General features: G+C 64.7%; 26 protein-coding genes. 13 read left to right on the top strand and 13 right to left on the bottom strand.

Annotation, left to right across the window (positions count from 1 at the left end; genetic code table 11):
* The first annotated feature begins 194 nt into the window (after window positions 1-194).
* Entirely contained in the window at window positions 195-1,970 is a 1,776-nt protein-coding gene (gene aspS, locus AKN83_RS02525) for an aspartate--tRNA ligase (protein ID WP_050401436.1), read from the top strand.
* 120 nt (window positions 1,971-2,090) lie between these two features.
* Here the strand turns inward: aspS and AKN83_RS02520 are convergent, their stop codons facing one another.
* The gene (locus AKN83_RS02520; protein WP_050401435.1) at window positions 2,091-4,106 is read right to left on the bottom strand and encodes a hypothetical protein; all 2,016 of its coding nucleotides are present in this window, start codon (window positions 4,104-4,106) and stop codon (window positions 2,091-2,093) included.
* A 223-nt stretch (window positions 4,107-4,329) separates the two neighbouring features.
* On the opposite strand from AKN83_RS02520, the gene AKN83_RS02515 reads away from it, so the two are divergent.
* Both AKN83_RS02515 and AKN83_RS02510 read left to right on the top strand, forming a co-directional pair.
* Entirely contained in the window at window positions 4,330-6,639 is a 2,310-nt protein-coding gene (locus AKN83_RS02515) for an NADP-dependent malic enzyme (protein ID WP_050401434.1), read from the top strand.
* A gap of 101 nt (window positions 6,640-6,740) precedes the next feature.
* Window positions 6,741-7,193 carry a DoxX family protein gene (locus tag AKN83_RS02510; RefSeq protein WP_050401433.1) on the top strand — a complete coding sequence of 151 codons (453 nt, stop codon included), beginning with the start codon at window positions 6,741-6,743 and terminating at the stop codon, window positions 7,191-7,193.
* Between the two features lie 44 nt (window positions 7,194-7,237).
* Here the strand turns inward: AKN83_RS02510 and AKN83_RS02505 are convergent, their stop codons facing one another.
* The 5 genes from AKN83_RS02505 to AKN83_RS02485 all read right to left on the bottom strand — a co-directional run bounded on the left by AKN83_RS02505 (window position 7,238) and on the right by AKN83_RS02485 (window position 13,004).
* A complete protein-coding gene (locus AKN83_RS02505; RefSeq protein WP_050401432.1) occupies window positions 7,238-8,356 on the bottom strand; it encodes a helix-turn-helix domain-containing protein in 1,119 nt (372 codons plus the stop codon).
* A 525-nt stretch (window positions 8,357-8,881) separates the two neighbouring features.
* Window positions 8,882-9,439, bottom strand: coding sequence for a dihydrofolate reductase family protein (locus AKN83_RS02500; protein ID WP_050401431.1), 558 nt, complete (start codon window positions 9,437-9,439; stop codon window positions 8,882-8,884).
* Between the two features lie 20 nt (window positions 9,440-9,459).
* Window positions 9,460-10,458, bottom strand: a complete 999-nt coding sequence (locus AKN83_RS02495; RefSeq protein WP_050401430.1) for a polysaccharide deacetylase family protein — start codon at window positions 10,456-10,458, stop codon at window positions 9,460-9,462.
* 162 nt (window positions 10,459-10,620) lie between these two features.
* Window positions 10,621-11,190, bottom strand: coding sequence for a glutathione peroxidase (locus AKN83_RS02490; RefSeq protein ID WP_050401429.1), 570 nt, complete (start codon window positions 11,188-11,190; stop codon window positions 10,621-10,623).
* Window positions 11,191-11,273: 83 nt separating this feature from the next.
* A complete protein-coding gene (locus AKN83_RS02485) occupies window positions 11,274-13,004 on the bottom strand; it encodes a L,D-transpeptidase family protein (RefSeq protein ID WP_050401428.1) in 1,731 nt (576 codons plus the stop codon).
* Between the two features lie 287 nt (window positions 13,005-13,291).
* On the opposite strand from AKN83_RS02485, the gene AKN83_RS02480 reads away from it, so the two are divergent.
* From AKN83_RS02480 to AKN83_RS02470, 4 genes are all read left to right on the top strand, one after another.
* Window positions 13,292-13,783 carry a CreA family protein gene (locus AKN83_RS02480; protein ID WP_157113247.1) on the top strand — a complete coding sequence of 164 codons (492 nt, stop codon included), beginning with the start codon at window positions 13,292-13,294 and terminating at the stop codon, window positions 13,781-13,783.
* A 13-nt stretch (window positions 13,784-13,796) separates the two neighbouring features.
* Window positions 13,797-14,051 (top strand): hypothetical protein, encoded by a 255-nt coding sequence (locus tag AKN83_RS39390; RefSeq protein WP_157113173.1) that lies wholly within the window; start codon window positions 13,797-13,799, stop codon window positions 14,049-14,051.
* 441 nt (window positions 14,052-14,492) lie between these two features.
* The gene (locus tag AKN83_RS40425; protein ID WP_172803472.1) at window positions 14,493-14,651 is read left to right on the top strand and encodes a hypothetical protein; all 159 of its coding nucleotides are present in this window, start codon (window positions 14,493-14,495) and stop codon (window positions 14,649-14,651) included.
* Window positions 14,652-14,690: 39 nt separating this feature from the next.
* A complete protein-coding gene (locus AKN83_RS02470; protein WP_050401425.1) occupies window positions 14,691-15,086 on the top strand; it encodes a hypothetical protein in 396 nt (131 codons plus the stop codon).
* Between the two features lie 53 nt (window positions 15,087-15,139).
* Here AKN83_RS02470 and AKN83_RS02465 read toward each other — a convergent pair whose 3' ends face one another.
* From AKN83_RS02465 to pdxR, 3 genes are read right to left on the bottom strand one after another with little or no spacing between them, the layout of a single operon-like run.
* Window positions 15,140-15,385: a DUF6719 family protein gene (locus tag AKN83_RS02465; protein WP_050401424.1), complete on the bottom strand. Its 246-nt coding sequence runs from the start codon at window positions 15,383-15,385 to the stop codon at window positions 15,140-15,142.
* Window positions 15,386-15,396: 11 nt separating this feature from the next.
* A complete protein-coding gene (locus AKN83_RS40420; protein WP_172803471.1) occupies window positions 15,397-15,546 on the bottom strand; it encodes a hypothetical protein in 150 nt (49 codons plus the stop codon).
* Between the two features lie 54 nt (window positions 15,547-15,600).
* Complete coding sequence (pdxR, locus tag AKN83_RS02460; RefSeq protein WP_050401423.1) at window positions 15,601-17,115, bottom strand: MocR-like pyridoxine biosynthesis transcription factor PdxR; 1,515 nt, start codon at window positions 17,113-17,115, stop codon at window positions 15,601-15,603.
* Between the two features lie 106 nt (window positions 17,116-17,221).
* Here pdxR and AKN83_RS02455 point away from each other — a divergent pair, with 106 nt between their 5' ends.
* Together AKN83_RS02455 and AKN83_RS02450 are read left to right on the top strand one after the other, a co-directional pair.
* Window positions 17,222-17,914, top strand: coding sequence for a pyridoxamine 5'-phosphate oxidase family protein (locus AKN83_RS02455; protein WP_430641499.1), 693 nt, complete (start codon window positions 17,222-17,224; stop codon window positions 17,912-17,914).
* Window positions 17,915-17,968: 54 nt separating this feature from the next.
* Window positions 17,969-19,246: an ArgE/DapE family deacylase gene (locus tag AKN83_RS02450; protein WP_050401422.1), complete on the top strand. Its 1,278-nt coding sequence runs from the start codon at window positions 17,969-17,971 to the stop codon at window positions 19,244-19,246.
* A gap of 107 nt (window positions 19,247-19,353) precedes the next feature.
* Here the strand turns inward: AKN83_RS02450 and AKN83_RS02445 are convergent, their stop codons facing one another.
* The gene (locus AKN83_RS02445; protein ID WP_050401421.1) at window positions 19,354-20,142 is read right to left on the bottom strand and encodes a cobalamin-binding protein; all 789 of its coding nucleotides are present in this window, start codon (window positions 20,140-20,142) and stop codon (window positions 19,354-19,356) included.
* Between the two features lie 193 nt (window positions 20,143-20,335).
* On the opposite strand from AKN83_RS02445, the gene AKN83_RS02440 reads away from it, so the two are divergent.
* Entirely contained in the window at window positions 20,336-20,734 is a 399-nt protein-coding gene (locus tag AKN83_RS02440; protein WP_050401420.1) for a PaaI family thioesterase, read from the top strand.
* A gap of 139 nt (window positions 20,735-20,873) precedes the next feature.
* Window positions 20,874-21,497: a GNAT family N-acetyltransferase gene (locus tag AKN83_RS02435; RefSeq protein ID WP_050401419.1), complete on the top strand. Its 624-nt coding sequence runs from the start codon at window positions 20,874-20,876 to the stop codon at window positions 21,495-21,497.
* A gap of 82 nt (window positions 21,498-21,579) precedes the next feature.
* Here the strand turns inward: AKN83_RS02435 and AKN83_RS02430 are convergent, their stop codons facing one another.
* From AKN83_RS02430 to AKN83_RS02420, 3 genes are all read right to left on the bottom strand, one after another.
* Window positions 21,580-21,888 carry a hypothetical protein gene (locus tag AKN83_RS02430; RefSeq protein ID WP_050401418.1) on the bottom strand — a complete coding sequence of 103 codons (309 nt, stop codon included), beginning with the start codon at window positions 21,886-21,888 and terminating at the stop codon, window positions 21,580-21,582.
* Window positions 21,889-21,977: 89 nt separating this feature from the next.
* Window positions 21,978-22,277 (bottom strand): putative quinol monooxygenase, encoded by a 300-nt coding sequence (locus tag AKN83_RS02425; protein ID WP_050401417.1) that lies wholly within the window; start codon window positions 22,275-22,277, stop codon window positions 21,978-21,980.
* A 16-nt stretch (window positions 22,278-22,293) separates the two neighbouring features.
* On the bottom strand, window positions 22,294-22,974 hold the full coding sequence (locus AKN83_RS02420) for a DUF2161 domain-containing phosphodiesterase (RefSeq protein ID WP_050401416.1): 681 nt from the start codon (window positions 22,972-22,974) through the stop codon (window positions 22,294-22,296).
* 136 nt (window positions 22,975-23,110) lie between these two features.
* Here AKN83_RS02420 and AKN83_RS02415 point away from each other — a divergent pair, with 136 nt between their 5' ends.
* Window positions 23,111-23,455 carry a GrlR family regulatory protein gene (locus AKN83_RS02415; protein WP_050401415.1) on the top strand — a complete coding sequence of 115 codons (345 nt, stop codon included), beginning with the start codon at window positions 23,111-23,113 and terminating at the stop codon, window positions 23,453-23,455.
* Window positions 23,456-23,677: 222 nt separating this feature from the next.
* The gene (locus AKN83_RS02410; protein WP_172803470.1) at window positions 23,678-24,877 is read left to right on the top strand and encodes a GNAT family N-acetyltransferase; all 1,200 of its coding nucleotides are present in this window, start codon (window positions 23,678-23,680) and stop codon (window positions 24,875-24,877) included.
* The last annotated feature ends 21 nt before the right edge of the window (window positions 24,878-24,898 follow it).

Raw genomic sequence — 24,898 nt, 5'->3', positions numbered from 1 at the left:
CGGGAAGATAGGCCTGCGGGGCGAATAGGCAAACGATTGGCGCCGGGCCGCCGCAAAATGTGCAGTTTCGGGGCAAAAGCGGGCGTTCCATTGGTTGCCGCACCCGGCCTCGTCGGGTAAACCCTCCGCAACTTCGGACAGGGCATTTTGGCCCTGTCGCGATTCGACCCTCCGACATCAGTTTTGGAACGAATATGCATCGCTACCGGTCACACACATGCGGCGCGCTCCGTGAGAGCGATATCGACCAGACGGCCAGGCTGTCAGGCTGGGTCCACCGGGTCCGCGACCATGGCGGCGTGCTGTTCGTCGATCTGCGCGACCATTACGGCATCACCCAGTGCGTGGCCGATCCAGACTCGCCGGCGTTCGCCGAAGTCGAGAAGTTCCGCTCGGAGTGGGTGGTGCGGATCGACGGCAAGGTGCGCCGCCGTCCCGCCGGCACCGACAATCCGGAATTGCCGACCGGCCTGATCGAAATCTACATCAAGGAGATCGAGGTGCTTGGCCCGGCGGCCGAGCTGCCGCTGCCGGTGTTCGGCGAGCAGGAATATCCTGAGGACATCCGGCTCAAGTACCGCTTCCTCGACCTTCGTCGCGAGAAGCTGCACCAGAACATCATGACCCGCGGCGCGGTGGTCGATTCCATGCGCAAGCGGATGAAGGAGCAGGGCTTCTTCGAATTCCAGACCCCGATCCTGACGGCGTCGTCGCCGGAGGGCGCCCGCGACTTCCTGGTGCCGTCGCGCATCCATCCCGGCAAGTTCTACGCGCTGCCGCAGGCGCCGCAGCAGTACAAGCAACTGCTGATGATGTCGGGCTTCGACCGCTACTTCCAGATCGCGCCGTGCTTCCGCGACGAGGACCCGCGCGCCGACCGCCTGCCGGGCGAGTTCTATCAGCTCGACGTCGAGATGAGCTTTGTCACCCAGGACGACGTGTTCGCGGCGATGGAGCCGGTGATCACCGGCGTCTTTGAAGATTTTGCCAAGGGCAAGCCGGTGACGAAGAACTGGCCGCGGATCCCGTTCGCGGAAGCCGTGCGCAAATACGGCTCCGACAAGCCCGATCTGCGCAACAAGATCGTGATGCAGGAGGTCTCCGAGCACTTCCGCGGCTCCGGCTTCAAGGTGTTCGCGCGGATGCTGGAAGACCCGAAGAACCAGGTCTGGGCGATCCCTGGCACCGGTGGCGGGAGCCGCGCGTTCTGCGACCGCATGAACTCCTGGGCGCAGGGCGAAGGCCAGCCCGGTCTCGGCTACATCATGTGGCGCGAGGGCGGCGAGGGTGCCGGTCCGCTCGCGAACAACATCGGAGCAGAGCGCACGGCCGCGATCCGCGACCAGCTCGGTCTCAAGGAAGGCGATGCGGCCTTCTTCGTCGCCGGCGATCCCGAGAAATTCTGGAAGTTCGCGGGCCTTGCACGGACAAAACTCGGCGAGGAGCTGAACCTGATCGACAAGGACCGGTTCGAGCTCGCCTGGATCGTCGACTTCCCGATGTACGAGTATGACGAGGAGAACAAAAAGGTCGACTTCTCGCACAACCCGTTCTCGATGCCGCAGGGCGGCCTCGACGCGCTGAAGACGCAGGACCCGCTGACGATCAAGGCGTTCCAGTACGACATCGCCTGCAACGGCTACGAGATCGCCTCCGGCGGCATCCGCAACCACAAGCCGGAAGCGATGGTGAAGGCGTTCGAGATCGCGGGCTATGGCGAGCAGGAGGTCATCGACCGCTTCGGTGGCATGTACCGTGCGTTCCAGTACGGCGCCCCGCCGCATGGCGGCATGGCGGCCGGTCTCGACCGCATCGTGATGCTGCTCTGCGGCACCAACAATCTGCGCGAGATCTCGCTGTTCCCGATGAACCAGCAGGCCATGGACCTCTTGATGGGCGCGCCGTCGGAACCGACGCCCAAGCAGCTCAAGGAGCTGCACATCCGCACCAACCTGCCGGCGAAGGGATAGGTTGGAAGGAGAGGTGCGTAGCCCGGATGAAGCGCAGCGAAATCCGGGGCGGCCTTTCCGATGGAGATACTGCCCCGGATTGCGCTCCGCTTCATCCGCGCTACGGAAGGGGAAGTGTGATCACAACCCCGTCGAGGCCTCGATCTTGAATTGCGCCAGCGCCGATGGCGGATCGGTCTTGAGCAATTGCATCAGCTGAAGCGCCGGCGCCTTTGCGCGTGGCGTCAGCTTGATCACCAGCGTCTGCCCCGGCGTCTCGATGAACTGGCTGATGGCGGTGACGAGCGCCGTGACATCGGCACTGCCTCCGCTCATCGCTTCGCCCTGCGCCTTGATGCCGTCGAGGACGGCATTGCGCGCCTCGTCGCGGCTGACATTCTGGGAGCGCGCATACTGGGCGATGGCAAGGTCGATGGCGCCGAGGTCGTGGACCGCGAGCTCGATCGCGCCGGCCTCGATCTGTGCGGCCGCGCCCATCGCTTCCGCGGCGTTGGCCGAGAATGCCTCGCGCGGCACGTTGGCGAGCGCGACCTTCGCCGACGCATTCAACAGTCCGGCCATGTCGAGCTTGACCGGCTCGAGCGCGAACGAGCGGGACGCCTCGGTCCAGACCGCGCCGAGATCGGCATCGACGGCCATCCGGTCGATTCCGGCGGCGGCGAGCACCTGTTGCTGCGGATCGGCCGCATCCAGCGGCGCCGCCATCTTCGCGACCAGCCGAAGCTTGCTCGGGATCGATCCGACGAACTGACCCCAGTCGAGACTGAGGACGTCGATGTTGACGGGCTTGCCGGTCGCCTTGTAGGGCGACGTGACGCCCTTAACTTCGACACCCTCGATCAGCGGCAACAGCGCGAGCGCCTGTTCAGGCGACGGCTTCTGCGCGGCGAACTGCGCCGACAGCCGCATGAGGCTCGCGAGGTCGAGCGATTTCAGCGCGAAGCGTCCGACCTTGAGAGGGCCGTTCGGCGCACGCGCATCGAGCCCTTCGATCGCAAGCTCGCCGATCTTGCCATGCTCGAGATTGAAGCGCACCGAGGACAGCTTGAATGGACCCTCCGGGGTTTCAACCGAAAGACCGCGGATTTCGGCATTGCCGATTCCTGCGCCCGAATAGAGGCGCGCGACCTTTTCCAGCACCTCGCGCGCCTGTGCCGGACTCGGCGGTGCGCTGCCCTGCGGCGGGATCATCGCCAACAGCGCCGGCAGTTGCATCCGCGACGGGTTGATCTTGACGTCGTCGACGGTGACGCCCTCGATCCGCATGTTCAGGCCAGGCATGGCAGCGACGCCATCAGCTTTGGCCGATATGACATAGGGACCGACCGAAACACGGCCCTGAACCCGATAGTCCCGGTCGTCGTTGGCCTTGGCCGGATCAAACATCGCCGCCATCGCAGCGACGTCGATGTCGGTCGTGGCGATATTGGCGAGCTCGCCGGTCATCCTGACCGGCTTGCCCGCCTGCGGCTGCGTATTGATCCTGAACGCAACCTTGTCGGTCTTGCTGGACGCGATCTTTCCGTCCTTCAGATTTTCGATCACAAGGCCCGAATAGTCGAACGTGCCGCCGGCGCCGTCGCCCGCGTGTGCCGCGGCGCTGAAGGTCATCGTTCCGCTCAATGTGGGGATGGTCACCAACGAGGCGTTGATGCTCGCGACCTGGGCGAATGCAAACCGGTACAGCTCGATGAGCGACGATGAGGCCGGCAGCTGCGGCAGGGAGGCGGGACCGGAATAGTCCTTCACCGTGATCTGCGGCGCCTTGTAGGTCAGGATGGCGATGGTCGCCGTCGGTCCCGTCGCGCCGATCTCGACGTCATTGAATGCGATATTGTCGGCGGAGATCCGGCCCGCGTCGAGTTGACCGAGGCCCGTCAAGGTGAGGCTGGCAATCCTGACGTTGATCGGGGGCTGCGTCCCCGACTCGGTGGCAATGTCCGAAATCGTCAGGGTGCGGCTCCTGGTGTCTAACGCGATCTTGCCGTGGCTCGCCTTGGCGCCGTTGGCGCGGACCTGCTCGAAGGCGGCCTCGACGTCGCGGGTGACCCGGCGCTGGGCATAGAAGTCGAGACCGAAATAGCCGCCGGCCGCGAGGACTGCGACGGCGACCAGGCCGAGCAGAATTTTCTTCATTCGGTCAACTCCGGATCATCGAGGAAAAAAAATTGCCAATCGGCGGTCGGAAGGTGCAGCATCGATGAAGGGGCCCGCCCGGGCCTGTTGACGAGGACAGTATCCGATGTTGCATCCAAGCGGCGGGACATGCTTCACATCCGGCTCGATTTACCGGACAACTGACTTTTGCCTGGATTAGCACAGAAACAAGAAATTTGGGCCGGAAACGCGGGGAGCACGCATGTCGTCATCGTCTGAAGAACTCCATAACGCCGCGCTCGCCTATCACCGGCTGCCGCGACCGGGCAAGCTCGAGATCCAGGCGATCAAGCCGCTTGCCAACCAGCGCGACCTGGCGCTGGCCTATTCGCCGGGCGTCGCCGCCGCCTGCACCGAGATCGCCAATAATCCGGCCGAGGCGGCGACGCTGACCGCCCGCGCCAATCTGGTGGCGGTGGTCTCGAACGGCACGGCCGTGCTCGGGCTCGGCAATATCGGCCCGCTGGCCTCCAAGCCCGTCATGGAAGGCAAGGCGGTGCTGTTCAAGAAATTCGCCGGCATCGACGTATTCGACATCGAGATCAACGCCGACACGATCGAGCGCGTGGTGGAGACCGTCGCGGCACTGGAGCCGACCTTCGGCGGCATCAATCTGGAGGACATCCGCGGGCCGGAGTGCTTCGAGATCGAGACCCAGCTCAAGGAGCGGATGAAGATCCCGGTGTTCCACGACGACCAGCATGGCACCGCCATCATCGTCGCGGCCGCGATCGTCAACGGGCTGCTGCTGAACGGCAAGCAACTGTCCGACGTGAAGATCGTCTGCTCCGGCGCTGGCGCGGCCGCGATCGCGACGCTCAATCTCCTGGTTTCGATGGGGGCGCAGCGCAAGAACATCTTTGTCTGCGACATCGACGGTGTGGTCTATGAGGGCCGCAACACCACGATGGACCGCTGGAAGGCGGTCTATACCCAGAAGACCGACGCGCGCGTGCTGGCCGACGTCGTTCCGGGCGCGGACATCTTCATCGGGCTGTCCGCGCCGGGCGTGCTGAAGGCTGAAATGGTCAAGCAGATGGCCGACAAGCCGCTGGTGATGGCGCTTGCCAATCCGGTGCCGGAGATCATGCCGGAAGAGGCGCGCGCGGCGCGTCCCGACGCGATGATCTGCACCGGCCGGTCGGACTATCCGAACCAGGTCAACAACGTGCTGTGCTTTCCCTTCATCTTCCGCGGCGCGCTCGATGTCGGCGCCACCGCGATCAACGAGGCGATGAAGCATGCCGCGGTCGATGCGATCGCGCAGCTCGCGCGCGATCCGCCGTCGGATGCGGTGGCCCACGGTTTCGAGAGCGGCGAGACGCAGGGCTTCGGCCCGGGGTCATTGATCCCGAGCCCGTTCGATCCGCGCCTGATCCTGCGCATCGCACCGGCCGTCGCCAGGGCCGCGATCGAGTCCGGCGTCGCGACCCGGCCGATCGCCAACTTCGACGAATATGCCGCCAGCCTCGAACGATTCGCGTTCCGCTCCGGCCTCACCATGAAGCCGGTGTTTGCCAAGGCGAAGACCCAGCCGGTCCGCGTGATCTACGCCGAAGGCGAGGACGAGCGCGTGCTGCGCGCGACTCAGGTGGTGCTCGAGGAAAAGCTGGCGCGGCCGATCCTGGTCGGCCGCCCGTCGGTGGTCGAAACCAGGATCAAGCGCTTCGGCCTGTCGATCAAGGCCGGCCGCGATTTCGACCTGATCAATCCCGAGGACGATCCGCGCTACCGCTCCTACGTGCAGTCCTATATCGACGTCGCCGGCCGTCGCGGCGTGACGCCCGAGGCCGCGCGAACGGTGGTCCGCACCAACAACACGGTGATCGCGGCGCTGGCGGTCTCGCGCGGCGAAGCCGACGCGATGCTGTGCGGCGTCGAAGGCCGCTATATGAGCCATCTGCGCCATGTCCGCGAGATCATCGGCTTCCTGCCGGGGGTCAGCGACTATGCCGCGCTGGCGCTGATGATCACCTCCACCGGCGCCCATTTCCTCGCCGACACCCAGGTGCGGCCGAACCCGAGTGCGGAGGAACTCGCCGAAGTGGCGTCGCTCGCGGCGATCCATGTCCAGCGCTTCGCTTTCAAGCCGAAGGTCGCCTTCGTGTCACATTCCGACTTCGGCAGCTATGATACGGAGTCCTCGCGCAAGATGCGGCGGGCCACCCAGCTGTTGAAGGACAAGCATCCGGAGCTCGAGGCCGACGGCGAAATGCAGGGCGACACCGCGCTGTCGGCGGTTGCGCGCAAGCTCGTCCTGCCGCAATCGCGGCTGGAAGGCGAGGCCAACATCCTGATCATGCCGAACCTCGACGCCGCCAACATCGCCTATCAGATGATCAAGTCGCTGGCCAACGCGTTGCCGGTGGGGCCGATCCTGATCGGTCCGGCGCGCCCGGCGCACATCCTCACGCCCGGCGTCACGGCGCGCGGTATCCTCAACATGACCGCGGTTGCCGCGGTCGAGGCCCAGGAGCGCGCCGGTCGCGCGCAGCCGACGCTGTTCGGGTGAACCAGCGACGTCGGACGGATTCGATTTGATCGAAGCAGGCGGGGCGGCCATACTCGCCCCGCCTGCTTCGTCCGATTTCTGCCATCCAGTGAGGCCGACCCATGCCAGCGTTCATCACCTTCGGACGGATTCTGTTCGCCGTGCTGTTCCTCTATTCGGGGGCGAGCAAGCTGTTCGGCATCCAGGCAACGGCGGATCTCCTCACGGCCAAGGTGACGATCCCCGCCATCGTCGCGCCCTATACGCAGCAGATCGAGACCTTCGTCGGGATGCCGTTCATGCAGCTGCTGGCGATCACGATCGGTGGCTTCGAGATCATCGCGGGGCTGATGATCGCGGTGAACGTACTGGCAAGATTCTTCGCGATCCTGCTGATCATCTTCGTGTGCTTCACAACCTTCTATTTCCATGATTTCTGGAATCAGCCGGCGCCCGACAACGCCAAGACCCTGATCGACGCGCTGAAGAACCTGTCGCTGATCGGCGCGCTGTTCATCATCGCCGGCTACGGCCGCGGCCCACGCCGCGACGACCCGGCGTATGGGGACGTGTAGCGCGCCGGAGCACTGGTCAGGCAGGCCGGGAGAGCGGTCGGCAATCAGTCCGCGATGCGGGGCGGGGCGATTTCCCGCATCCACCTCGAGATCGTCGCGCTGTCGGCATCGGCCGCTGTTCGGTCGATGCGGGTGCCGAGCAACGCGGCCGCACGCGCTGCGCGGGGCGTGATGCCGTAGGCGGTCTTGAACGAGCGGGTGAAATGCGCGTCGGTGCCGAGGTGCCAGCGCCTTGCGACTTCGCTGATCCTCAGGTTGTGTCCGTCCGACCCCGCAAGGTCGAAAAGTGCCCGATGCAAACGTCGGCTGCGGATGTATTCGGCGATGCCTCCCACCGGCGCGAACAGCCGGTAGAGCGAGGCCCGGGACAGGCCGAAATGGACCGCGAGCGACGCGACCGAGAGCTGTTCGTCACCGAGCTTCGCCTCGATATGCTGCCTGATCCGCATCAGCGATGCATTCGCGGTGACGCCACGGTCGGCATCGCCCCGCTCGAGCTGGCCCCTGAGGCAAGCTGAGAGCAGTGAGATCGTGCCTTCGACCACCGATGGGTATTCCTCGAATGTCATGCGCGGCGCGAACTCGAACAAGGCCGTGAGATGCCCGGCCAGCAGGCGTCCGACTGCGCTGCTCGCCGGTAGCACGAGGCCGTGCAGGGCATCGACCTGCACGATGTGGGCCGCGAACATCGGCCGCGGCACGACGAGGGTCACGTTCTCGAAAGCGGTCGCTCTGGTCTCCAGCGTCTGGGCGAGGTCGAACGCACAGATGTCGCCGGCGCGCACGCGGACCGGCATTGCGCCGGCAACGCCGTCGAAGCCGCCCTTCAGATAGAGCTGCAGGATGATGTGATCGACACCGGACCGCGCCACCGTCGCGGCGGTGCGCAGGAAGCGCTGGCCGCTGGCGCGACTGAACCCTATCAGCAGGGGTCCCATCGCATAGGAACAGAGATCCGCCGAGAATGGTGCAGGTTCGCCGCGCGCCAGTTCGTCGACGTCGAACAGCGTGGCGACTGCTTCCTGCCAGGCTGCGATGTTTTCATCCGGACCCATCCGTGCGGCGGCAAAACCGAAGGTCGGTAGCAGGGACGACACGGAGGCAGCATCGCCGGCTGCTTCGGCCGTTGGCCGCTCGCCGGTCGTGGTGGGGTCGTCGGTCATTGTGGCAGGAGCCCAGTCTTCTCGGGAATTCGATTTCGCATCCGGCTCGGGGGATAGGCCGCAGGTCGTGCCATTCCCTTGATGAATCGTCTCTGAAGACCCGGGTATAGGTCGCCGCTGTCGGAACGGAAAGTCGCCGGCGGGCCGTTTGGCGCGACCCTCGTCATGTTCCATCAAGATCATGGCCGCGCGGCAGGGGCGATCGCTCGTCCGTCGCGATACCCCAGTTTGCGTTTTTGTCTCAGTCTATTGATCTGGCGTTTCGCGAGCATCAGCTTGTATTGACGATATTCATCCCATGCCGGTTATAGCTCGGCGCGCGTCGGACACCGACGCAGGCCTGCGCTCTGGTTTCCTCGAGAGACGGAACAAGCCGCTGGTTTGGGACCGCCGTCGGGGCCGATTGCTGGCTCTTGGCATATTGTGCGAGCCGGCTTTTCGCTGGCCGGCGGCGGTACCAGTTTCAGGCAATTGACGGGTTTCGGTCGATTGACGTGGCGAGAGCGACGAGGGTCGTGCCCTCCGTTAATCCGCGCGCCGCCACGGCGTCACGCTGACATCGTGCTCCGCATCGATCAGCTGCGGCGTGCCGGCGTGAAGGCCGTGCGCCGCTAGCACCTGCTGCGGGGTGCGGGCAGGGACGCCGGGAAAGCACGGCTCGCCGTCAGGGATACGCACCTTCGGCGCGACCGAGAGCCAGAATGTGTCGTAGCGGTCCATGAACATGCCGAACACGGCGGGACCGCCGATGATCGCGACCATGCCCGAGCTCACGCCGGCCTCGCGGCTCGCGGTCTCGAACGGGCAGCCGGCGGGATTCCACAGCAGCGCCTTCGGATTGTCCGGGTCGGGTGCGATCGCCGCGACCTTGCCGGTCAGGATCAGGCGGCGCCGTTTCGGCGCGTTCGGCTGCTCTTCCTGGGAGTGGCGGCCATGCACGACGAGATCGGCACGGTCGAGGGCGGCGGTGAAGAACCGCTTGTCGCCCTCGATCTTGAGGTCGTCGGGCATCACATTCCGCGCGTTCGCCAGCCGGCCATCGGCGGAGACGATGACGAAGCCCTCGATACGCAACCCAGACACTGGAAATATCGCCGGCGCGCTTACTGATCGACTGTCGTCACGACGCTGTTCACCGGCCGCGAGCTCACGGTCGGTAGCTTGACGTCCTTGGCGAGCTCCTGCTCGTATTGCGGCAACACGGTCGCCGGGAATTTGGCGCGCATCGCCACCACCTTGTAGCCGCCGGCCTTGAGCTGCGTCAGCAGCGTCGGCAGGGCTTCCGCGGTGTGCTTCTGGAAGTCGTGCATCAGGATGATGCCCTTGCCGAGCTTGGCGAGCTTCTTCATCACGGTGTCGATCACCTGTTGCGGGTTCTTCGACTTGAAGTCGAAGGAGTCGAGGTCGCAGGAGAAGATCGCGATGTTGCGGTTGCCGAGATAGGTGACCATCTCCGGCGGGTGCTGCAGGGCCGGGAAGCGGAAGAACGGCGAGGGTGACGTCTCGAGCGCCCACTTGACCGCAGCCAGGCCGCGCTCGATCTCGTCCTTCTTCTGGTCCTCGGTCAGCTTCTTGCTGTTCAGATTCTCGTGCGACCAGGTGTGCGAGCCGACGGTGTGGCCGGCGGCATAGACCTGGCGCAGGATCTCGGGGTGATAGGTGGCGTGCTTGCCGATCGGGAAGAAGATGCCCGTGGTGCATTCATCCGCGAGCGCCTTCAACACCGCCGGCGTGTTGCCCGGCCACGGACCGTCGTCGAAGGTCAGCACCACTTCGTGATCGCGCAGGAAGTCGAGCTGCTTGAAATGCTCGAAGCCGAAGCCGGGACCGCCTGTCGTGTCGATCTCGACCGTGCGCGCGACGCCGAGCGCGTTCGGATTGTTGCAGGCAGCGCGCGCCGGCTGCGGCGCTTGCTTCGGCGGCACTTGAGCGGCCGCTGCGGCGGGCGCAGGCGCTGCTGCAGCAGGGGCCGGGGCTGCGGCCGCTGGTGCTGCCGCCGGCGCCGCGGCGGTGCCCTTGGTAGGTGGCGTCTGCGACCAAGCTGCGCTCGAGGCGAGCAACGATACGGTCCCTGCGAAAATCAGACCTGCCGCAATGCGCATGGCGTGTTCCCTGCTGATCGCGCTCCAGATCGCGGTATTGCCGCAACCGGACCGCTTCACCCCCAACTCATCGTACCCTAGTCGCAGTGGCGACGCCAAGGCAATGAACGTGGCGGGGGGGTGTCCGAAATCCCAGTTAATTCCGTGGATTACCCTAGCCCCTCAGGCCGCGGCCAATGCCCGTGCGATCCCGGTCTTGATACGGGTGTCGTCCGGCGTCACCGACTCAGGGAAGACCTCGGCGATATAGCCGTCGCGCCCGATCAGGTATTTGTGGAAATTCCAGCGTGGCACGTCCCTGGGCCGAGCCTCCGCCGCCCAGCGGTAGAATGGATGTGCGTTCGCGCCCTTGACCACGGCTTTCGCCGCGATCGGGAAGGTGACGCCGTATTGATGCTGCGCGGTCTCGGCGATCTCGGTCGGGCCGCCGGGCTCCTGGCCGCCGAAATCATTGGACGGCACGCCGATGATGACAAAGCCGCGGTCGCGGAATTCGGTCCACAATTGCTGCAGGCCGGCATATTGCGGCGTGAAGCCACAGAGCGAGGCCGTGTTGACGATCATCAAGGGATGGCCGGCATAGTCGGCAAGCCGAATGTCGCCGCCGGCGAGCGCCGGAAATGAGAAGGCGTAGGCTGTGATCCGGCTCATCGCGGGTTGCTCCGCATGCAGCGCACGGGATCCTGCAGCCGCGGCGAACGCCGCCACGATCAGTGTCCTGCGGTCCATCATGGTCTCGTCCCCGGAACAGATGCTCCCAGGGATCATAATCCAGAGTGGAGGCGTAGGCCTTCAAGAAGGCGTTATGTCCGGGTCTAATGCAGCGGCAGAATGAAGTCGGTGCCTTCGCCGGTCTCGCCCTGGTTCACGCCGAGGTCGGAGACGATGATCGATCCGCCGGTGCCGAGCGCTTCGTTGATCCGCGCCATCACGTCGGCCGGGATCGAGATGCGATCGAGCGCCTCGGCCGGGGTGTCGGTCGCCGGCTGCGGCTTCGCCTCGACCGGGGCTGCGGCCGCCACCTTGCGGCGATGCGAGGCGCGCTCCTCGACGTCGATGCGGGCGGCGCTGCGGGTCGGCAGCGTCACCACCGACCAGCGCAGCAGGTTCGCATCGGTCTTGTCGGCTTCCGCGGTGAACACATGCGTGCCGAGCGGCCGGTCGCTTGCCGCGATCGTCACCGGCACCTCGAACAGCGGCGCGAAGTTCTGCCGCACGTAGAGCCTGGAATCCTTGCGGCTGATGAACACCGCGATCTGGCCGGCGCGCTTCGACACGTCGATCCTGGCGACGCCCGGCAGCCGCGCCGGATCCTTGGCCACATCCTTGTTGACGTCGGCTGTGTCGGCCGCGGTTGCCGCCTCAGATGGCCTGGCAGCGGCCTTGGCGGTATCCGTCGTCTTGGCTGCATCCGACTTCGATGTATCCGTTCCGGGCGCGTCGGCAACGCCGGGCTTGGCGGCGTCTGCCTTCGGCTCGTCGGCCTTGGCTTCGGCCTTCACTGGGTCCCTTGCGGAAACCTCGGACTTCGCCGTGTCGGTGCTGCCGGTGACTTCGCCGACGGTCTTGTCGTCGCCAGCGGCGGAATTGGCCTCGGCCGGCTTGTCGGCTGCGGCAGTCTCGGTCGCGCTCGCCTCGGACTTGTCAGCCGCGATCTTCTGCGCAATGGCGTCGCGCGCGGAGGAGGACGCATCGGACATCGTCGCCGACGCGCTTGCCGCCGGCATCGCGCTGCTGGCGTCGGCGGTGTGGGTGTTGTCGCGCAGTGATGCGGCAGCATGGCCGACGCTGCTGCGCAGGTCGAGGTCGGTCTGCGGCTTGTCCGCGCCCTTGTCGCTCTTCACGCCGAGCGGCGCATCCATCTTCAGGATGTCCTCGGCAACCGGCTGCTGTGGCGCGACCTTCTGCGTCACCAGCAGCGGATGCGAGAAATTCTCCGGCGAGATCGTGCCCGGCGTGACGAATACGCGGGCGCCCATCCGCGTCCAGTTGTACATCTTGACCGCAAACGACATCGGCATGCGGATGCAGCCATGCGATGCCGGATAGCCGGGCAGCACGCCGGCGTGCATGGCGATGCCCGACCAGGTGATGCGTTGCATGTACGGCATCGGCGCGCCGCTATAGATGTTGGACTGATGGTACTTCTGCTTCTGGATGACGCTGAAGACACCCATCGGGGTCGAATGCCCCTTCATGCCGGTCGATACCGGACTCTCGGCGTAGAGGCCGTTGGCGTCGTAGATGCTGACCCGCTGCTGGTCGATCGAGACCGAGATGATCAGGGGGCCTTGCGGCTTGCGGCCAGCCTCCTTCTCGATCGCCGGACTTTTCTTGGCTGTATTACGCTTCGGCTTCGGCCGGGGCTGCTGCGGCAGCATCGGCTCGACCTCGCCGTAATAGGCGGAGTCACGGTTCCAGTAGAACAAGGCTGCATCGGCCTGAGAGGAAGAGGCCACAGTGCCGGCCGCCGTCAGAATTGCAAACTGCCAGAACCGCCCATTCGCAGAATCAAAAATCGAAATCCGACGTCCGCTTGCGCGCATATTCCGAATCCCAGTCCAAGCTATCTGTTGGTTGTCGCAGACGCCGAACACGTTCACCAGCGCAAGCGATCTAACCCTTCCGTGAGGGGCGGATTTTCGACGAAAGAGTAGCAAAAAAGCCTCACAGGAGGTTAAAGCGCCCGGTCCGTTCACCGAACTGTCAGCGCCTTCCTGTGCGGCGTTTGCGCACTACATAGGCGGGAACCACCCGGCCGGAGACCTCGATGAGAAATGTGAGCTTGTGTGACGTGCGGCTGTTGCCTCGATTGGGCGGCGCGGTGCTGCTGATGTTGCTGGCTTTGGGGCAGCCAGTTCCCGCGGCCGCGGCCGACGAGCCGGACCTGATCTTTCGCCGCTCGACGGTGTTCAAATGGGTGAGCCCCAACGACAAGCTTGCGACCTATGGCGTCGACGACCCCGAGGTCGAGGGCGTCGCCTGTCACTTCACGGTGCCGGAGAAGGGCGGCTTCAAGGGTTGGCTCGGCCTTGCCGAGGAAGTCTCTGACATCTCGCTGGCTTGCCGCCAGATCGGACCGATCCGCTTCAAGAGCAAGCTTGGCCAGGGCGACGACATGTTCAGCAAGCGGCGGTCGCTGTTCTTCAAGAAGATGCAGATCGTGCGGGGCTGCGACGCCAAGCGCAACGTGCTGGTCTACATGGTCTATTCCGACAAGCTGATCGAGGGCTCCCCGAAGAACTCGACGTCGTCGGTCCCGATCATGCCTTGGGGCGCGGCCGACAGTACCGCCGTGCAGAAGTGCGGCGAGTTCATTCAGTAGCTGGAGCAGGGACTTGGCCCTGTTGGCTGAAGCGGCGGGCGAGCTAGCGCTTGGTTTGCCCGAACTGCTTCGCACCGATGCTGACGCCTGGCTTGACCTTCGAGTCGCGGCAACCGACCAGGCGGACCAGCTTTTGCTGCGCGCACTCATTGTCGCCCATCACATAAGCGCCTTGCTGCGGCATCGCGGCCGTCATCTGCTGCTGCTGGCCGGATTTGCTCGCCGCGGATTCATTGCCAACACCGATGTTGCCATTTCCCACGACTGACATCCTTCGTTGGATCGGATCACAACAACCGTTGGATCGGGAATCACCACAACGCGCCACCACGAAGATGGTTGCACGACGCCCAGATGAGTCGGCCGAACCGCCGACCGGTTCACGTCCCCTTGCTGGGCCGCTTCCTGTCTCAGCAGAGGAAAGTTAAGAAAACGCGGTAGGACGCTCGATTTGCACGCATAATCGAACCCTCCACTGCCCGGCAGGTTGAACGCTCGAAATCTTGAGCAGGCTGGCTGCAGTGTCGCGGCTACTGAAAACATTGGGGTTTTCCGGCGAATGTTTCGTGGGCTGCCCGCCGACGAAACAATTGTCCCGGCGACGAAACCATTTTCTGCTTGTTCCGCAGAACTCCGGAAACGGCAGATCGTTATCAAACCGTCAACACAACGGCGCCGGGCGCCGAACCGGAATGACGGAGACTGTCAGATGCGGACCATGAGCCTGATCCTCGCCTTCGCTTTCGTGATGGTGGGTTCGTCGATGGCTGGTGCCCCGGACAACGGTTTGCCCGGTATCGGGACCTTCTCCTATAACGGCTCGCCGGTGGTCGCCTCGGCCCCGATGGTGATGGCGCTGGTCAACTGAGCGCGACGTAAAAAGCAGAACTGCCGGTAAAAGCTCCCCATGTCGCTCCGTATCTGTTCCGCCGCGCTCCTGGCATCGCTCGCTCTGGCCGGTTCCGCGCAGGCCCAATCCCAACTTCCACTCGAGTCGATGCAGATCCGCTCGCTCTACCGGGTGCCAGAACCGCGCGATGAATTCGTGCGCCAGTGCGCGCCGCATATGCTCGGGCGCTGGGCGCATCCCGAAGCCGTGTGCGGCTGCTTGCATGACCATGCTGCTGCGACCGTGGACGATCCCGATCTGCGCCAGGCGCTGCTGCGCGGCATCAGCGAAACCGGCGTGCCGACCATCGAGACCGATTGGGTGCCGCCCTCCAAGCAGGCCGAGATCGGCCCGACCTTCACCAAGATCGCCAAGCCGACGCTGCAATGCATGTTCGAGCCGATCTCGAACTGAGCAACGTGACAAGGCGCAGTGATGCAGCAAGCGCCTCGCGACAGCGAGGCGCTTTACCTTTTGGCGAGCCGCGGCACGCAGCTGCTGGTGCGCACGACGCCGTTCTCACTCAGTCTGGAACCAACGATCTGCTTGATCTGTCCGGCCGGGCACGACCCGTCATCGACCAGGACGCGCTGGCCGACCCGGAGATCGACGATGTCGGCTTCGCGCATCACGGCCTGCTGGGCGGAGGCGGAGTGAGCCATCGCACCGATGGCGACGGTGCCGATCAGCGCGACCAATCCGAAGCGCAGCATCCGAGCCTCCTTCACTTGCTCTGGATCTTGAGCCCGTCGGGGCCGACATTGATCTGCAGGCCTTCCGGCTGCTTCTTCGCCTGGTAAAGATTGTAGCCGAGCATGCCCGCGATCACGACCAGCGCGCCGATCACGAGATACAGGACGTTGCGATTGGGCATCCGGTATCTCCTTAGGCGGACACTGACTCGACGACTCAACGCGGGCGACCTTAGTCAGGTGGTTGCGATTCTCCTAGAGCGCCGCGGCGCGGCGGATGCCTTGACGGATATCTTGCGCGTCGCGCGCAGCGCAGTCAGCGTTGTCCTTGCCAGTTGTTCCGCCGAAGAGACAAGTTGCGGAACCGGGTGACCGGAGAATCCCAGCACGAAGCCGGGCAGGGGCCGCGCGCGGTGATAAGTCTCGGCGAGCAGCCAGCCGCCGACGCCGGCACTGGCCTTGGCCTGCGCGGCAACCAGCGGATCGGTTGCGGGATCGAGCCGCGCCACGAGATGCAGGCCTTGCGACGGCACCGGAACCGTGAGTTCGCCCTCGGATGCACGGGTGAGTGTCGACGCCAGCACGTCACGTGCCTCGCGATAGAGCTTTCGCGATTTCCGCAGGTTCGCGGCGAAGGCGCCGGAGTTCAGCATGTCCGCGACCGCGCCTTCCATCAAGGTGCCGGGAAAGCGATCGAGCGCGGCGCGCGCCGCAGTCACTGGACCGATCAAGGCTTCGGGCAGGGCGCAGTATCCGATCCGCAATCCCGGAAACAGCGTCTTCGCAAACGTGCCCATGTAGATTACGCGGCGCAGATGATCGATGCCGGCGAGCGACAGCAGTGGCGCGCCGTCATAGCGGAACTCGCTGTCGTAATCGTCTTCGAACACGAAGGCGCCGGCATCTCGTGCCCAGTCGAGTAGTTCGAGCCGGCGCGGCATCGACATCTGCACGCCGAGCGGAAACTGGTGTGACGGCGTGACATAGGCGGCGCGCGCGGCGGAAGCGGATGCGCGTCCCTTGTCGATGCGCATGCCGGAGCCATCGACCGGCACCGACACCGGGCGATAGCCGCAATGCTCGATCGCGCGCCGCGCCGCCGGATAGCCGGGGTCTTCGCACCAGACCTGGTCGCCGGGCTTGAGGATGGCGCCGAGCACGATGCGCAGCGCATGCAGCGTGCCCGAGGCCAGAATGATCTGGTCGGGATCGCAGCGCAGCCCGCGCGCCGACAGCAGATGGTCCGAGATCGCGGCGCGCAATTCGCTGCTGCCGCGGGGATCGCCGTAGTGCAGATGCTCGGCGCCGAAGGCGCGCAGCCTGCGGCCGGCAAAGGCGCGGAAGCGCTGCAGCGCGCGGTCATCGATATGGGTGCAGCCGAGCGAGAGCGCATTGTGCTGCGGCGGCTCGATCTCGATCCTCGCACGCCGCGGCGCGCTGGCCTGGGCCGGAATGCGCGCGGCGACGAAGGTGCCGGAGCCCGTGGTCGCCACCGCAAAGCCGTCGGCGATCAGCCGCTCATAGGCCGTGGTGACCGCGTTGCGGCGGAAGCCGGTCTGCTTGGCCAGCGCGCGCGACGGCGGCAGCGGCTCACCCGGCTTGACGAGGCCGCCGACGATCGTGTGGCACAGCGCCTGGTAGAGCCGCTGCTGCGAGGCCGCGCCCTGCGTGATGTGCGGGCCGGTGAGGTCGAGCGGCAGCTCCGCCTTGCGCGCTGCGGGCTTGCGGGAATTGGTCGGAATTTTTCGCATGGAATTGGCACTATCGCAGACCAAATGGGCCGCTACAACTCTGGACAGATTCCAGATTTCGAAAGGCACTGCCGTGACCGAAGGCGCGTCCACTCCGTCCTACCCCATGTCGTCCCGCAACCGGGTCAAGCGCCGCCATGACCGCGGATTCTACGACCACGCCACCGTGCACAGGATCCTGGACGCCTCGATGCTGTGCCACGTCTCCTATGTGATCGACGGCCAGCCCTATTGCACGCCGACCTTCTTCTGGCGCGAGGGCACCAGGCTCTATTGGCACGGCTCCAGCGCGAGCCGGATGCTGGAGAACCAGTCGGAAGGCCAGCGTGTGTGCCTGACGGTCGCGCATCTCGACAGCCTGGTGCTGGCACGCTGCGGCTTCAACCATTCTGCCGATTATCGCGCGGTGATGGCGTTCGGCTCGGCCTATCTCGTCACCGATCCCGAGGAGAAGGAGCGCGCGATCGTCGCGATGGTCGACCGCTTCTTTCCGGAGCGCACGGCGAGCCTGCGCGCCAGCAGCAAGCAGGAGATCAAGGCAACCTCGTTCATCGCGATGGAGATCGAGGAGGCCTCGGCAAAGGTACGCGCCAAGGGCGTCGCCGACGACGATGAGGATTACGAGTTGCCGATCTATGCCGAGCGCATTCCGGTGCGCACCGTGCTCGGCGCGCCGGAGCCGTGTCCGCGGCTGCTCGACGGCGTGACGCGGCCTGCGACGCTCGATGGCTATTCGGAAGGCCGTCTGCTCGAAGATGCATTGCGAGATGCCTATTTTGCGCAATACCCGGAGGGATAAATCGGGTTACGGTGCGGCTCCCGCCTTTTCTGATGTCCCCCATGGAGCTGCCGCATGACTGCCGAGACTCAACAACGAATCCTTGATGCCGTTGACCAGGGATTCGATGCGCAGCTTGCGACCACGCAGGCCTTCGTCGCGATCCCCTCGACCCGCGGCGCCGAGGGGCCGTGCCAGGACATGATCGGCGATCTCCTGCGCGAGCGCGGCTATGAGGTCGACGACTGGCACATCAATCTCGACGAGCTGAAGGACCTGCGCGGCTTCGGCCCGATCGAGCATGATTTCTCGAAGGCGCGCACGGTGGTCGGCACCTACCGCCCGGCGACCAATGCCGGCAAATCGCTGATCCTGCAGGGCCACTGCGACGTGGTGCCGACCGGGCCGCTCGAGATGTGGGAGACGCCGCCGTTCTCGCCTGTGATCAAGGAAGGCAGGATGTACGGCCGCGGTGCCTGCGACATGAAGTCCGGCACCATCGCCGCGCTCTATGCGCTGGATGCGATCAAGAAGGCCGGCCTGAAGCCGACGGCGCGGATTCACTTCCAGTCCGTGATCGAGGAGGAGAGCACCGGGGTCGGCGCGCTCTCGACCTTGCAGCGCGGCTATCGCGCCGATGCCTGCTTCATCCCGGAGCCGACGGGCGGCAAGATGATCCGCTCGCAGGTCGGCGTGATCTGGTTCCGCCTCAAGGTGCGCGGCTTCCCGGTGCATGTGTTCGAGGCCGGTGCGGGCTCGAACGCGATCATGGCGGCGTATCACCTGGTGCACGCGCTGGAGAAGCTCGAGATCACCTGGAACGAGCGCGCCAAGGCCGACCGCCATTTCAAGGACGTCAATCATCCGATCAACTTCAATCCCGGCATCATCAAGGGCGGCGACTGGGCCTCCAGCGTGCCGGCCTGGTGCGATGTCGACTGCCGCATCGCGGTGCTGCCGGGCTGGTCTATCGCCGAGTGTCAGAAGGAGATTTTGGCCTGCGTGTCGGCCGCGGCGCGCGACCATCGCTTCCTCTCCAACAACCCGCCGCAGGTCGAATGGTCGGGCTTCCTCTCGGAAGGCTATGAGTTGGTGAATTCTGAGGCGCCGGAAGCCGCCTTCGCCGGGGCGCATCACGCGGTCTATGGCGGCGCGGTGGAAGATCGCGCCTTCACGGCGTTGACCGACACGCGCTTCTACGGCCTGAACTACGACATCCCGAGCCTCTGCTTCGGCGCCAGCGGCGCGGCGATGCACGGCTTCAACGAGTATGTCGAGCTGGACTCGCTGCGGAAGGCGACCAAGGCCATGGCGCTGTTCGTCGCGGAATGGTGCGGGGTGGAGAAGGCGTAGCTTCGTTGTCCGCTCGTCATTGCGAGCGAAGTGAAGCAATCCATTTCACCACATACGGAGACATGGATTGCTTCGTCGCTTCGCTCCTCGCAATGACGGCGGTCAGATCATGCGCCCTTCGGCCACAACGCCTTGACGATCGCATCGAGCCCATCGGTTAGCGCGGCGGGGCCCGGTTGCAGGATGAGCGGCGATTTGATTTCGACGATCCGGTCGTTGCGTACGGCCGGAATGTCACTCCAGCCAGGGCGCTGACGGATGCGGTCGGGCACCACCTTCTTGCCGCACCAGGATGCCAGGATCACGTCGGGCATCGCCGCACGTACGGCATCAGGCGTGACGATGCGGTCCTTGGCCGCCTTCTGGGCACGCAGATGTGGCAACACGTCTTCGCCGCCGGCGATCTCGATCAGTTCGGACACCCAGCCGATGCCGCTGATCAGCGGATCATCCCACTCTTCGAAATAGACTTTTGGCCGCGGAGCCGGACGCGGCGTTGCTGCGATTGCGGCGAGCCGTTGCTTGAGGCTTTGTGCCAACTGCCCGGCGCGATCGGCGGCGGCGACCATCGCGCCCAACGTGCGGATCATCGCAAGGATGCCGGCTACGTCGCGCTGATTGAAGACATGGACCGCGACACCGGCCCGCACGAGGTCGGCGACGATGTCGGCCTGGAGATCGGAGAAGGCGAGTACCAGGTCGGGGTCGAGCGCCAGGATCTTCGGGATGTCGGCGGAGATGAAGGCCGAGACCCGCGGCTTTTCGCGACGGACCTGCGGCGGCCGCACCGCGTAGCCGGAGACGCCAGCGATGCGGTCCTGCTCACCGAGCAGATAAAGCGTCTCGACCGTCTCTTCGGTCAGGCAGACGATCCGGCGGGGAGGGAAGTCACGCATCGCGGACGGTAGGCAGACTCGCCAAGGATTGTCACGGCAATGTCACGACGGCCATGACGTCATTCGCCCCATTACCTCGCACGTCATTGCCGGGCTTGACCCCGCAATCCATCATGCAGAGCAAGCTTCCCACGAAGAACGATGATGCGCGGGTCAAGCCCGCGTATGACGCCAGAAAAACCGGAGGAACCTGATGACACCGCTCGAGAAGATCCAGTCGATGAAGATGCCGTTTGCAGAACTGAAGGGCGTCATCTTCACCGAGGCCAGCAAGGATCGGGTGATCGCCAAGATGGTGGTACGGCCGGACCTCTGCACCCTCCATCACACCGTCCATGGCGGTGCGGTGATGGCATTTGCGGATTCGGTCGGCGCCGCCGCCACCGTGGTCAACCTGCCCGAGGATGCCAAGGGCACTACGACATTGGAGAGCAAGACCAACTTCATCGGCGGGGCCAAGGAGGGGACCATCGTGATCGCGACGGCAACCCCAGTTCACCGGGGCCGGCGGACCCAAGTCTGGCAGACCAGGCTGGAGACCGAAGACGGCAGGCTGGTCGCCGTCGTCACCCAAACGCAACTGGTATTATGATGAGGCAAGGATGTGATTTGGAGATCACATCATTGTTTACTTAAATGAATCTTGGTACTTGAATATATGGTGCGACGCACAATATAGGAGCTGCTAGGGACTCGACGCCTCCTCGAGGGCTACCAAGAGGAGTTATGAAATGAACTATGATTCCATCCGTCCGACGTCCGCGAAGGGCACCGTGCGGACGTTGAGCCAGCAGGAGGAGCTTCCTCTGCTGCGCGATCATTTGCTGCGACTGGATCGTACCAGCCGCCATGATCGTTTTCATGGCTTCATCGACGACAGTTTCATCCGTCGCTACGCCGAGCGTTGCGCCAACGACGGCACCGTCATCATCGCCTATTTCGAGGATGGCGTAGTCCGCGGCGCGGCCGAACTGCATCCGCCGGAGCAGTCACCGGACGCGCAGCCCGAGATCGCCTTCAGCGTGGAGCGGTCGGTGCGGCGCAAGGGAGTCGGCAGCACGCTGTTCCGCAAGCTGATCGCCGAGGCGCATGCCAAGGGCTACGGCAGCCTGCGCATCACCACCGGTGCGCAGAACGACGCGATGCGCGCGCTCGCCACCAAGTTCGGGGCGCAGCTGAGCTTCCGTCACGGTGAGTCCACCGGCAGCATCGACCTAACGGAGCAGCACCAGCCGGAGCCCGCGCCGGCGATTGCCCCGGTAACGCCGGTCGAGGCCGCGCGCGCGATTGTCGACATGAACCGCGCCTATTGGCGAATGGTGATGCAGATGTCCGGCTGGGGCCGGGCTGCCTGAGCCATCGGTCTTAGATCTAACGTAAAAAGGGCAATCCGCTCAGCGGATTGCCCTTCTTCTTTGAGCAATCGGATGTTGTATTTCAGGTGCCGGTGCGCTTGGCGGGCGCGAGACGGCGGACCACGCGGCGCTCGACCACGACCGAGCGCTGCGCGCCCTGCTCGCCGGCGATCACACGGGTCGCCGTGCCGGTGCGGGCGCTGACGCGCGCGGTCTTCTTCACCTCGGCCAGCACCTCTTCATAGGGTAGCCCCATCAGCGACGACGCGATCTCGGCCTGGGCCTCCACGTCATCGGTGATGCCGATGGCGGCGAAGATTGCCTCCTCCAGCGTCGGCGGATCATGCCGCACGCGCCTTGTGCCGTACTTGGTATTCCAGTCTCCGCTCATCGCCGCCTCATCTTTGAATCGCGGGAGATACGTAAGGTCCCCAATGTTGCATTGCAATATGAATATGAGATGGCAATCCAGCCATGCAGCTAGAGTCTCTCAATCTTGTGAGCGTCGTAAAGTTCGATGGCGGTCGCCGCGGCCGCAAGAGATTGCAGGGAGCGGACGAAATCGCGTGACGCGGGGACCGCGAAATGCGCCGCCAGCGCGGCGCGGTCGGCCCATTGCTCGAAAAATACCAGCTTGAGCGGATTCTCGCAGTCGACATGAACCGCGTGCGAAATGCAGCCGGGCTCGGTGCGCGAGCGATGGACATGCGCGAGGCTCAATCGCCGCACCTCGTCGAACGAGTCGGAGCGGGCGGTGACGCTGCCGGTGACGACGATCATGATCTCCCCCCTGTTGTTATGGAGCGGCTTCCGCCCCTGACGCGCTCATCGGCTGCGGCCAGCGCTTCAGCGCGGCGCGGCCGGCATCATTGAGTACATAGATGCCGCGCTCGGCACGATCGAACCAGCCGTAGACATTATGCAGCAGGATCTTGCCGGCGTCAGGAATCTCGACGCGGAGGTCGCGCACCCGCCGGGGGCCATCCGACAGTGCACAGGCGCAGGCCAACGCCTGCTGCCGGTAGGCGGTCATGATCGGCGCCCGCGTCGATCCGCCCATGGCGGGATCGCCCTTGCGCTTGCGATGCTCGGCGATCAGGCGCGAGCGCTTCTTCGGATTGCGGCGCGGTGCCGCGGTTGGTGGCGGCACCAGCACCTCGACGTCGCCGCGATCGGTGACGCCGAGCATCCCGAAGCCGAGCCGCCGGCACAGGTTGCGATACCGCGCGTCGCTCTCGCGGCCCTTGCCGCGGGCCGACACCTTGGCCGCGATCCACACCTCATCGGCCGCCGCGGCGCGATCGACCGCCTGCAATATCAATTCGAGATTGAAGGCGAGCTTCAGCTCACCGATCACCACGACAGGCGGATCGCCGTCGCTCAGCGCCACGAGGTCGCACCCTCCGATCTCGCCCTTCACCGTGAAGCCGAGCTTTTCCAGGAAGTGTTTGACGGGCAGATAAAGCGCGGTTTCCAACAGGCAGGCTCCTGCGGCATCCTGCCGCGACTCAGGTGCCCAGCATAGCGCGGAATGGTACTCCCTAAGCCGGATGGAATTTGCCCAAAGCGCGGCCAGGCGGCTATTATTGGACCGGACAGGGCGCGACCATTTCATGATCCGGAACGGCCTTTATCACATCACCGTCGAATTTCTCGATGGCGTCTCTGGCGGCAACCAGGGTGTCATGGTGCTGCGCGACGGCCAGATGCGCGGCGGCGACTCGTTCTTCTTTGCCCATGGCAGCTACACCGCGGCCGACGGCAAGTGGAAGGGCGAGGTCACCAACGAGGAGCACTCGCCGACCTATGGCGAGCGCCCGGTGTGGGAACGCAAGGTGGTGACCATCGGCTTCACCGGCACCTATACCGACCAGACCGCCGAGGGCGACGGCATGGCGCTCGCCGGTAAGCAGAGCATCCGCTTCAGGTCGAAGCTGCGGCTGTTGGTTGCCGACTAAGACGCCGAGCCAGGCCTGCAAGGTCGCGGTCGGGGACATCGGCCGCCCCGCGGCGTCCGGGTCGCGCGCGATTGACCTACGGCTTTCTTGCTAGCCTTGTCCGCCTGGTGACACCGATTGAAATGTTACTGCTTGTTGCGCGGATGGCACAGGGGCCCCAGCCCAGATCGATTAAGTTCCAACCCGGACTTGGAAGGTTAAGCATCACTGGGGCCAAGCGTGATGTCGGACACCGTCAGCCTGTCTGGTACACCAAGTGTCGCCGACGCCGCGGCTGCTGCCGCGCGGTTCGGCGTGAAGATCATGACGCGCGGCGAACTCGCCGGTTGCCGCGCCTGGGCTGACACCTTCGCTGCCCTGCGCAAGGATCGTCGCTACTACGAAATCCTGGAGGATACGCTCCGCGACGGCGTTGAGTACCGCTACGTCGCGATCGTCGACCGGGCCGGCTGCATCCAGGCCGTCCAGCCGTTCTTTCTTCTCGACCAGGACATTCTCGAAGGACTTGGCGCGGAATGGCAGGTTTGGCTGGCGCGCATCCGGCGCTTCGTTCCCCGATTTCTCAAGATGCGCACCTTGATGGTTGGATGCTTCGCCGGGGAAGGACATCTCGGCGCATCAGACACGGTCCCACCAGGCGAGATGGCGGAGATTCTCTGCCGCGAGATCGTCAATCTCGCTAGATCGTGCCGGGCGCAGCTCATCGTCCTGAAGGAATTCCCTGCGCGCTATCGGCCGGTGCTGGATTGCTTCGTCCGGCACGGCTTTGCCCGCGCGCCGAGCATGCCGATGACGGTGCTCAATATCGAGCACGAGGATTTCGACGCCTACATGCAACATGCGCTGCCGCGATCGGCGCGGTGGCAGCTTCGCAAGAAATTCAAGGCGACCGACGGCGTACCCCTTGTCCTCACCGTCACCGATGATGCCGGGGATGCCGTCGACGACATCCATCCGCTCTATCTGCAGGTCTTCGACCGTTCGAAATTCCGTTTCGAGAAGCTGACAGCCGAGTATTTGCGCCGGGTCGGCAGTGACATGAAGGACACGGCCCGCTTCTTCATCTGGCGGCGGGGCGGGAAGGTGATTGCCTTCAGCCTCTGCATGGTCGAAGGCGACAGCCTGTTCTGGGAGTATGTCGGGCTGGACTATGCTGTCGCCCTTGACCTCCATCTTTACTACTACACCATTCGCGACATGATGAACTGGGCGATCGCCAACGGTTACAGGTGGTTTCGCAGCACAGGTCTCAGCTACGAGCCGAAATTCCGGATGCGGCATGAGCTCGATCCGCTCGACCTCTATGCGCGTTTTCGCTCTCCGCTTCTGAATGCGATTTTCAGGCTGCTGTTGCCCTGGATCGTACCGGCCCGCTACGACGAGACCCTCCGAAAGTTCGCGAACTATCGCGATCTCTGGTAGCGGGTCCGTTCGGCAGCGACA

Origin of the sequence: Bradyrhizobium embrapense (assembly GCF_001189235.2) — a bacterium.
GTDB classification, from domain to species: Bacteria; Pseudomonadota; Alphaproteobacteria; order Rhizobiales; family Xanthobacteraceae; genus Bradyrhizobium; species Bradyrhizobium embrapense.
This window is presented reverse-complemented; position numbering and strand designations above follow the sequence as displayed.